The sequence below is a fragment of the Streptosporangium sp. NPDC006013 genome (assembly GCF_040614275.1).
Taxonomy (GTDB): Bacteria; Actinomycetota; Actinomycetes; order Streptosporangiales; family Streptosporangiaceae; genus Streptosporangium.
In genome coordinates this window covers 1-9590 of sequence record NZ_JBEXUE010000392.1, presented here as the reverse complement: position 1 = coordinate 9590, position 9590 = coordinate 1, and the positions used below count along the sequence as shown (strand labels likewise).

5 protein-coding genes are annotated in these 9590 nt (G+C 72.1%); all 5 read right to left on the bottom strand.

Annotated features, from left to right (window positions below; all coding sequences use genetic code 11):
* A partial coding sequence (locus ABZ260_RS38825; protein ID WP_355627466.1) for a type I polyketide synthase occupies window positions 1–2966 on the bottom strand: 2966 nt, incomplete at its 3' end.
* A gap of 97 nt (window positions 2967–3063) precedes the next feature.
* On the bottom strand, window positions 3064–4425 hold the full coding sequence (locus ABZ260_RS38820; RefSeq protein ID WP_355627463.1) for a helix-turn-helix transcriptional regulator: 1362 nt from the start codon (window positions 4423–4425) through the stop codon (window positions 3064–3066).
* 678 nt (window positions 4426–5103) lie between these two features.
* Window positions 5104–5637 carry a hypothetical protein gene (locus tag ABZ260_RS38815; protein ID WP_355627469.1) on the bottom strand — a complete coding sequence of 178 codons (534 nt, stop codon included), beginning with the start codon at window positions 5635–5637 and terminating at the stop codon, window positions 5104–5106.
* A 351-nt stretch (window positions 5638–5988) separates the two neighbouring features.
* Complete coding sequence (locus ABZ260_RS38810) at window positions 5989–8793, bottom strand: DUF5682 family protein (protein WP_355627460.1); 2805 nt, start codon at window positions 8791–8793, stop codon at window positions 5989–5991.
* Between the two features lie 82 nt (window positions 8794–8875).
* The coding region (locus tag ABZ260_RS38805; RefSeq protein WP_355627457.1) for an AAA family ATPase at window positions 8876–9590 on the bottom strand (715 nt) is incomplete at its 5' end.

The following is a 9590-nucleotide window of genomic DNA, read 5'->3' as shown; positions in this document are numbered from 1 at the left end:
GCCTGCGGCGTCGGGCGGTCGTAGACGAGCGTGGCGGGCAGGCGCAGCCCGGTCGCCGCGGCCAGCCGGTCACGGAACTCGACCCCCGCCGCCGAGTCGAAGCCGAGGTCCCTGAACGTGAGATCCTCGCCGACCGCGTCCCCCGCCGGGTGGCCGAGCACGATCGCCGCGCTTGTCCGGACCAGGTCCAGGACCGCGCGGTCCCGCTCCTGATCACCGAGCCCCTCGATCCGTGCGGCAAGTGCCGAGGCCGGGGCGTCCCCTGCCGCCGGGGCCTCCTCGGCGTCCTTGAGGATCTCAGGGCGCGTGGCGGGCGCGGACGAGGTGTCGAGCCACAGACGCCGGCGCTGGAAGGCGTAGGTGGGCAGGTCGACCGGCACCGCCCCGGCGCCGATGGCATCCGGCCAGCGTACGGTTCCGCCGTCCACGTGGAGCTGGGCGAGAGCGGTGAGGAACTGCCGCAGGCCGCCCTGGCCGCGCCGGAGCGTACCGATCGCCAGGACGTCGTCGGCACTCGCCCGGACGCCCTCGGTGAGGATCGGGTGCGGGCTGCTCTCCACGAACGCGCGGTGCCCGTCGGCGACGGCGGCCTTGACCGCCTGTTCCAGCTCCACGCTCTGGCGCAGGTTGCGGTACCAGTAGTCGGCGCTGAGAGCGGCGCTGTCGAGCCGGCCACCGGTGACGGTGGAGTAGAAGGCGACGGCCGAGCTTTGGGGCCGGATCCCGGACAGCGCGTCGAGGAGGCGATCGCGCACCGGCTCGACCTGGGGCGAGTGGGAGGCGTAGTCGACGGGGATCTCGCGGACCCGGACGCCCTCGTCGCGGTATCCGGCGAGGAGTTCGGCGAGCGCCTCGGCGTCACCGGAGACCACGGTGGAGGCGGGACCGTTGACCGCCGCGACGCCGAGCCGGTCGCTCCAGCGAGCCAGCCGTTCGCGTACCTCGCCCGCGCCGAGCGCGACGGAGGCCATCGCACCGGTGCCCGCGACGGTGGCGATGGCCTGGCTTCGCAGGGCGACGATCGCGGCGGCGTCGTCGAGCGAGAGGGCACCGGCGAGGTGAGCGGCGGCGATCTCCCCCTGGGAGTGCCCGATGACGGCGTCGGGGCGGACGCCGGCCGACTCCCACAGCCGCGCGAGCGAGACCATGACCGCGAAAAGAGCGGGCTGTACGACGTCCACCCGCTCCAGCGGGGGCGCGCCGGGGCGGCCGGTGAGCAGATCGGTCAGCGACCAGTCGAGGTGCGGTGCGAGCGCGTCCGCGCACGCCCGAAGGTGCCGGGCGAACACCGGCGAGGTGCGCGACAGGTCCGCGGCCATGCCCTCCCACTGGGATCCCTGCCCGGGGAAGACGAACACCGTGCCGCCGGCCGTCCGGCTCACGCCCCGTACGAGGCAGGCCGCCTGATCTCCCCCGGCGAGTGCCCGCAGGCCGTCGAGGGCCTCGGCGCGCTCTCCGACGAGCACCGCCCGGTGCTTGAACACCGTCCGGGTCGTGGCGAGTGACAGCGCGACGCCGGCCGGATCGAAGGAGTCACGCGCGGTGAGGGAGGCGTGCAGCCGGGCCGCCTGACCGCGCAGCGCCGCCTCGCTCGCCCCCGACAGCGTCCACGCGATCACCTCGGCCTCGGGAGCCGGATCGATACCTGCCTTGGCGGGCGGTGGTTCGGCGAGCACGATGTGGCAGTTGGTGCCGCCCATGCCGAACGAGCTGACCCCGGCGACGAGCGGCCGCTCCTGCCGTGGCCAGGGGCCGGTGCCCGACTGCACGCGCAGGCTGAGCCGGTCGAAGGGGATGTCGGGGTTCGGCGTCTCGAAGTTGAGACTGGCCGGGATCCGCCGGTGCCCGATGCTCAGCGCCACCTTCAGCAGGCCGACGATTCCCGACGCGCCCTCCAGATGCCCGACGTTCGTCTTGGCCGATCCGACCACGAGCGCGTCCTGGGAAGCACGTCCCGCACCCAGCGCGGCGCCGAGCGCCGCGGCCTCGATCGGGTCTCCGACCCTGGTCCCGGTGCCGTGGAGTTCGACGTACTGGACCGCGTCGGGTGCCACTCCGGCGCGCTCGGTGGCCAGCCGGATCACCTCGGCCTGCGCGTCCGGGTTCGGCACGGTGAGGCCACCGGTGAGGTCGGTGGCGTGGCCGTCGTTGTTGACGGCGCTGCCGCGGATCACACAGTGGATCCGGTCTCCGTCGGCGACGGCCCGGGCCAGCGGCTTGAGGACGACGACGCCTCCTCCCTCGCCACGCACGTAGCCGTTCGCACGGGCGTCGAAGGTGAAGCAGCGCCCGTCGGGTGACAGGCCGCCGAACTTCTCGGCGGCGATGGTGGCGTCCACGACGATGTTCAGGTTCACACCCGCCGCGATCGCGAGGGTGGACTCACCCGCGCGCAGGCTCGTCGCGGCGAGGTGGACCGCGACCAGGGACGACGACTGCGCGGAGTCGACGGTCAGGCTGGGGCCGCGGAGCCCCAGCGCGTAGGAGACCCGGTTGGCGATGAGGCCGCGGTTGAGGCCGGTCATCGTGTGGCGGGTGATGGCGTCCGTCCCCTGCCGGTGCTGCAGGGCGGCGTAGTCGGAGGCGATGGCGCCGACGAAGACGCCGGTGGAGGTGGTCGCGAGGTCGGCGGGCAGGATCCGGGCGTTCTCGAGTGCCTCCCAGGCCAGCTCCAGGACGAGGCGCTGCTGCGGATCCATCGCGGCCGCCTCACGCGGGGAGATCGCGAAGAACTCGGGGTCGAACCGGTCGACGTCGTCGAGGAACCCGCCGAAGCGGGGAATCGGGCCGGTCTCACCCCAGCGGCCGGCGGGCGCCTCCGTGATCGCGGAGCGTCCCTGGAGCAGCAGGTCCCAGAACGCACCGGGATCGGGCGCGTGCGGCAGCCGGCACGCCATTCCGACGATGGCGATCGCGTCGGTCGGCTCGATTCCCCATTCGTTTGACGTCGAATGGCCGAGACTCATCTTCGCTCCATATCGTGAACCGGCAAGAAAGGCTGTTCCAAGCCTCGCTATTCGGCCGACAATGGAGTACCCCTAGCGACCCCTAAAACAGGGGCTGCTAATCGAGAAGAGCCGGGAGATCAACCCTGCGGGAAACACCGAGTTTACGATAGATATGGGTCAGATGCTGCTCGACCGTGCTGACCGTGACGTAGAGCTTCCCGGAGATCTGCCGGTTGGTGTATCCCTGGGACGCCAGGGTGGCGACCCTGCGCTCGGCGTCGCTCAGTCCCACGTCGCCGGGGTCCGCGGGGACGGCACCGTCCGGCGCGCCCGGTGTGCCCGGTCGCGGCGGGCTCTGCGAGAGCGCGTCGATCAGCGGCTCCGCACCGCAGGACCTCGCGATGTGGCGAGCCCTGCGCTCGACGGTCCTGGCCCGGTGGGACCGCCCGAGACGGGAGTGGGCACGGCCGAGCTCCGCGAGCGCCAAGGCCAGTTCGAGCTGGTCCTGGGAGATCTGCAGGACCTCCACCGCCTCCTCCAGGACGGCCGGGCGCGCCTCGAGGGCGACCGTCGCCGCCCGCAGGCGTGTCGCGATGCCCCTGGTACGGGTCGGGGCGGGCCCCAGCAGGGCGAGCTGGTCGTCGATGAGCGTCCTGGCCTCGCCGGTCCGGCCCAGCTCCAGGTGCGCCCGGGCGGCGCCGAGCCGCCAGGCGACGATCCCCGGCAGGTCGCGCCCCCACTGCCGCATGAGGTCTCCACAGGTCAGAAAGTCGGTGAGGGCGGCCTGCGCGGCGCCGGTCGCCAGGTGACAACCGCCCCGGGCGGACAGGTAGTGCAGCCCGGCCGGAGTCTGGAACATGGCTTCAGGGACCGGGACCGCCAGATAGCGTGCGGCGTCCTCGTACTTGCCCATCCCGACCTTGGCGGCCACCATGCTGGCCAGCGGGAGTCCGAGCCCCACCCCCCACGCGGCCATCGGCATGTGGGTGAGCGCCGCGTGGGCGCACCGCTCCGCCTCCAGGAGCCTGCCCTGGCGGATCGCGGTCTCGGCCCGGACCGCTGCGAACATCCCCTGCCAGGTCGGGGCGCAGTGGGTCGTGGTCTGTTCGAGCAGCGGCTCACACCACCGGCCGGCCAGGTCCGCCCGGTCGGCGTAGACCAGGGTGGCGAGCGCGGCGGTGAGCGGCTCCAGCGCCGCGTCTCCCATCGGGCACAGCCGCAGGACCTGCTCGGCACGGGTGACGGCCTGCTGGTCGGCGTGCCCGTCCAGGAAGGCCGACAGCACCCGCATGCCCTCCAGCCCGGTGGTCACCTCGATCTCGCCGCGAGGCGCGCGGACCTGGAGACCCGGATACCAGCAGAAGACCCAGTCGCTCAGCTCACGGAACGGTCCAAGCGCCGGTGAGCCAGTGCCCTTCGGCTTCCGCAGCGCCAGGAGCGCCTCGTCCACCCGCCCCTGCCACAGCAGTCGTCTCACCGACCGCGGGGCTGTCGCCTGTCCCGCGGACCACTGGTCGAGAAGGTCCGCGACCCGTGCCGACGTCTTCTCGTCGAAACACGCGTCATCGAAGAGTTTCCGGAGAAATTCCAGTGAGAAGTCCGGCGACATGGAGCGCGGCTGCGACGGTTCACGGACCGCCGAGCTCCGCACGTCTTTTCGAAGGGGCACCCTTTCCGACTGATCGACTTCGGCCGGATATTCCATTAATTCCACGCGACACTCCGCCGGGAGAAAAAGCAGTGGTCATCGATGCGTTTTCCGCATCCCGCACCGGCCGCAAGGAATCGACGCCCTTCCTTCGGCCCTGCCGTCGCCGTCGTCCGCGAGCCGAGATCCGTGACCGCGCCGTCACAGAGCGGCTTCCGCATCACACATTTCCTATATTTCCTACTAAGTAACCATACAATTGCCCCAAGCGGAGCGTCAAGCCAGCCCGAAGCCGCCGGGAGCGCGGCCGAAACGGACCTGGAAACCGCACTTGACCTGAGATTTCCGCCTGGTGGGACGGATGCTCGACCGCTCATCGGTCCGGTCGCCATCGCCGATACCACCACCGCGGTCCGGTTCAAGGCCGCTCGGCGGGGATGTCGGCCGGCGTCAAACCAGGAAGACCCGCCCCCGTGCCGGGAGCGGGTCTTTCACCGAGGTGGCCGGTCAGCGCAGGACGGGGTGCTCCCGCACCAGCGGGGTGGCGCCCCACCATCTGCCGAGACCGAGGGTGTCACCGGCCTGAGCCATCGCCAGGCCGGCCAGCACGACGGCGTAGACGAGGTGCTCGTCCATGAAGGGGTTGGTGGTCAGCGGCAGTTCGGCCGCCCACATCAGGACCATCAGCAGCCCGCCGGCGGCGGCCGCGATCCGCAGACCCGCCCCCACGATGAGGGCCGCGCCGATGCCGAGCAGGCCGAGCATGAACAGCCAGTCCACCCAGCCCTGCCCGGCCAGGCCGGCGAACAGGCCGCCGAGCGCGTTCTCCCCGGTGCCCTTGAGGAACCCGGTGGTGGGGCTGCCCCCGGCGATCCACGCCCGCTCGGCGGGGGTGGCGAACCCCCAGCCGAAGGTCTTGTCCAGGAACGCCCACAGGAACACCCAGCCCAGGGCGATGCGGGCGATCGCCCACACGTAGTCGACCGGGCGCCTCGCGGCGGCGGGGGTGACGGGGGTGGGGGTGACGGGGGCGGCGTTCATGACCGGCCCGGTGTGAACTCGTCCGCGAGTGGTGGCCATGACGGCTCCCCTTCTCTGTGGTGTCTCCCGGTTTCTTTCGCACCCTCATCACATCGTTTTCCAGAGCCTGGAGGCAGTGCCGTACGGCTCGTGCCGAGGTCCCGGAGGTCCCGTTCCCATGGGACTTTCGACCCTCCGGACCCCGGAGGCGCCAGACGGGGAAGGACGGCGTCGAGGCCACACGCCTGACCACACCGCGCCCTGGCAGCCGTCATCGCCGCCGCAGGTAAGGCGGGCGCCCTCCCTCCGGGAGTGCCCCCGGCGGGGACACGCCCGCCCTCGCGGCACGCTGACGAGCGGCTTCGCCCGTCGTCAGCCGGTGAGCAGCACCGCGATCGCGCCGGTCGTCGCCGGATGCCGGGTGAGCAGCTCACCCGCTGCCGCGCCCACTGTGCCCACTGTGCCCTCCGTGCCCTCCGTGCCCGCGATGCCCTCGGTGGTCGTCGGCCACTCCCCCACGCAGCCGAGCAGTGCCGCCACGGCGTCGCACGCCTGCGGGTGCCCGGCCAGCAGGCCGGCCACCGGCCCGCTCGGCGCGGACGCCGGCCGGGCCGGTGCCACGGGCCGGGCCGGCCTCTCCCATGGCGCGACCCACTCGTCGAGCTCGGCCAGGGAGGCGGGGAAGGTCCTGCCCGCCTCGCGCACGAGCACCGGGACCAGCTCCAGCGCGTGCCGGCGCAGCGTCGTGATCAGCGTCGGCAGCCACGGCAGCAGGACCTCGTCGGGTAGTCGGGCGAAGGCCTTGGACAGCACCTCGACCACGAACGGCGCGAGGGCGGGAACGGGTTCGAGCGCCTGGACGAACCCGCTCAGATAGAGCGGGAAGGAGGGGATGACGAGCGGGTTGGCCAGCAGCTCGTCACACCGGGCGCGCAGCTGGGCCTGCGAAAGCAGCCCCAGCTGGGTCTGGGCCGCCCACAGCAGCGCCATCTTGGCCGGCTCCTGCGGATGCGCCTGCCGCACCGCCAGCTCCAGCTGGGCCCGGTCACAGCCCAGCGACAGCGCGAGCCCCTCCATGGAGAACAGGAAACCGAGCATGGCACCGACCTGGCGGACTCCGGTGTCCTCGTCCACGAAGGCGGTCGGCAGCAGCGTGCAGTAGTGCGCGTAGCCGGCCGTGACGAACGCCTCGCACCAGGCAGGCAGGTCCGGCTGGGTGGCCCGATAGTGCGCCAGCAGCCGGCGGATCCGGCGCAGCACCTCGGGGGCATCGTCCACGGTGCGCTCGGCCGCCAGCAGCTCCACCGCGCGGCTGCCGAGCTCGTCGGCGAAGCGGCGGCCGCCCAGGTAGAGGATGGCGTCCTCCACCGCCGCCAGAGCGACCCCCGCGCCGGCCTGGGGCTCCCACACCTTGCGGCGCAGGCGCTGTTCCAGCACCTGCTCGACGGTGACGCCCTCGTAGCCCAGTTCGATGATCGACCGCTGGTGGCGGCCGATCGCCAGGTCCCAGCTCTCCTGGATCGGCCGCTCTCCCAGGCGGCGCGCCCCCATGATGGGCCGGACCGCGCCCTCGGGCAGCAGCTGGCGCAGTATCCACAGCAGGTCCGAGCACGGCACCAGTTCGGGATCGGCCCGCAGGTCCAGCAGCGCCCGCTGCTGGGTGCGCCTGCCCGGGTCCAGCCCGAGCGGTTCCAGCCGGTCGTACACGTCGCGCGCCAGCGGCGGGAGCGCGTCGTAGCCGACCTCGCCGATCCGGTCGCCTCCCAGGAGGATCTCGCACAGGCGGCGGATGTCGCGACGGCCCGGCACCACGTCCTTCTCGATGCACGTGACAGCCGCGTCCTGGAAGTCGTACGGCGTCGGCCTGGCCCGGTTGCGCAGCCCCGCGAGCAGGATCGAGGTCTCGAACACCGCGATGGCGTCGGCGGTGCTGGCCAGGTAGCCGTTACGGCGGGCCAGCCGCACGATATCGACACACCAGCCGCGCAGCTCGGCCTCGTCCAGGCCGTCCAGCACGGGCGGCGTGGCCAGGAACCCCGACAACCGGTCGGTGACCTGCCCTGCGGGGGCCGGCACCGCGGCCCGTGCGGGGGACACGGCCCGCGAGCGGGTGCCCCGCTGCCCCCGCAGCCGGTACGGCGTGAGGCCGCCGCGCGTCGCCGCCTTGGCCCAGGTCGCCGCGGCGATCGACACCGACCCCTGGGCCAGGCCGAACTGGGCCTCGATCGCCGAGTGGCTGGAGGGGATCAACCCGTACAGCCAGCGCGTGGCCGTAGGAGGGGTGATGGTGTACGCCGGCGCGTCGGCCGCCAGGCCGAACTCGGGCACCGTGCTGACGGCGTGGAAGGCACCGCACACGTACAGGCAGGTCGCCGGGTCGGCGCCGGAGACGGCCAGGTGCTCGCGGATCCGGGTCCACATGTGGCGCTCGCGTTCCTCGTCACCGGCCAGCCGCTCGCCACCGGGCCCCAGCCGCCGGAACAGGCTGCCGATCAGCGCCATGGCCTGCCGGTAGGTGTCGTAGTCCGCACCGGCCAGCGGCTGCTCGACGTACTGGTCCCACCACTCCGACCAGTGGCGGACCTTGCCGTGGCGCAGCAGATGCTCCTCCAGCTCGGCGAAACGCGGCCTCAGGTCGCCCACCTCGACACCCACGGCATCGCCGTGCAGGTCGCCGTCGCGCTCGGCGGTGACCGGCCCGGCCTCCTCCTGGGGCAGCCACTGGAAGACGTGGTCGGCCGAGCGGTCGACCAGCACCAGCTCGACACCCGGGGTGTCCAGCGCATAGGCGATGGCCTGGTACTCCGCCGAGGCCTCGGTCAGCGGCGCCACAACGCTCAGCGGGCCGGAGCCGGGCGGAAAGCCCTCCAGCTCGGTGGCGAACGCCTGCAGCGCCACCGGCAGCCGGCAGTTGCGCAGCTCCTCCAGCAGCGGCCGCAGGTCCTCACACAACTCCAGGTAGATGACCTTGGGCTGCCTGTCGCGCAGCCGCCGCGTCATGGCCAGCGCGGAGGCCGGTGAGTGGTGACACACCGGGAATATCTCCAGCTCCTCGCGCAGCGCCCGGTCGACGTCGTCGACCAGGCCCGCCAGGATCTCAGGCAGCGCGTCCGGGCCGCCGGCAAAGGCGGTGGCGGCATCCAGAAGCTGCTCGCGCAGGGCGGCGAAGGTGCTCATCACATCTCCTCGGGCGTGGAGACCCCGAGCTCTGGCTCTGGGCGGGAAACTCGGCGTGATGCCACGGGTCGTGGAAAGGAGGTCACGACAGCGTGGAGATCGCCTGGCGACCGCCTTCGAGGAAGTCCGTCCACTCCCCGCCCTCCTTCTTGCTGCGCGGCTCGACGACCCCGTGCCAGTACTTGTTCAGGATGGCCAGGTCCTCGGGAGCGCGCCTGGCCAGCGAGCCCACCAGGGCGCCGCCCAGCGTCTGGGCGCGCAGGGTGCGGTCACCGAAGAAGTTGCTGTGCAGGATGGCGTCCTCCAGCACGCCGATCTGCTCGGCGGTCGACAGCGCCGACTCCAGCTTCTCGTCCTCGCTGGTGGCCGAGGCCGCCGCGGCGCGCAGGTCGGCGAAGCTCTGCAGCAGGATGTCCAGCAGCGTGGGCGGCAGGTCCAGCTCGATGCGGTGGCGGCGCAGCAGCTCGGTGGTGCGGAAGCGGACGATCTCCGCCTCGCTGGCCTTGCTCGTCACGACCGGGATCCTGACGAAGTTGAACCGCCGCTTCAGAGCCGAGGACAGGTCGTTCACTCCCCGGTCACGGCTGTTGGCCGTGGCGATGACGGAGAACCCGGGCTTGGCGAACACGATGTTGTCGGTGTCGAGCTCGGGGATGGAGATGTACTTCTCCGACAGGATCGAGATCAGGGCGTCCTGCACGTCGCTGGTCGAGCGGGTCAGCTCCTCGAAACGGCCGATCACCCCCCGCTCCATCGCCGTCATGATCGGCGAGGGGATCATCGACTCGCGGGACTGC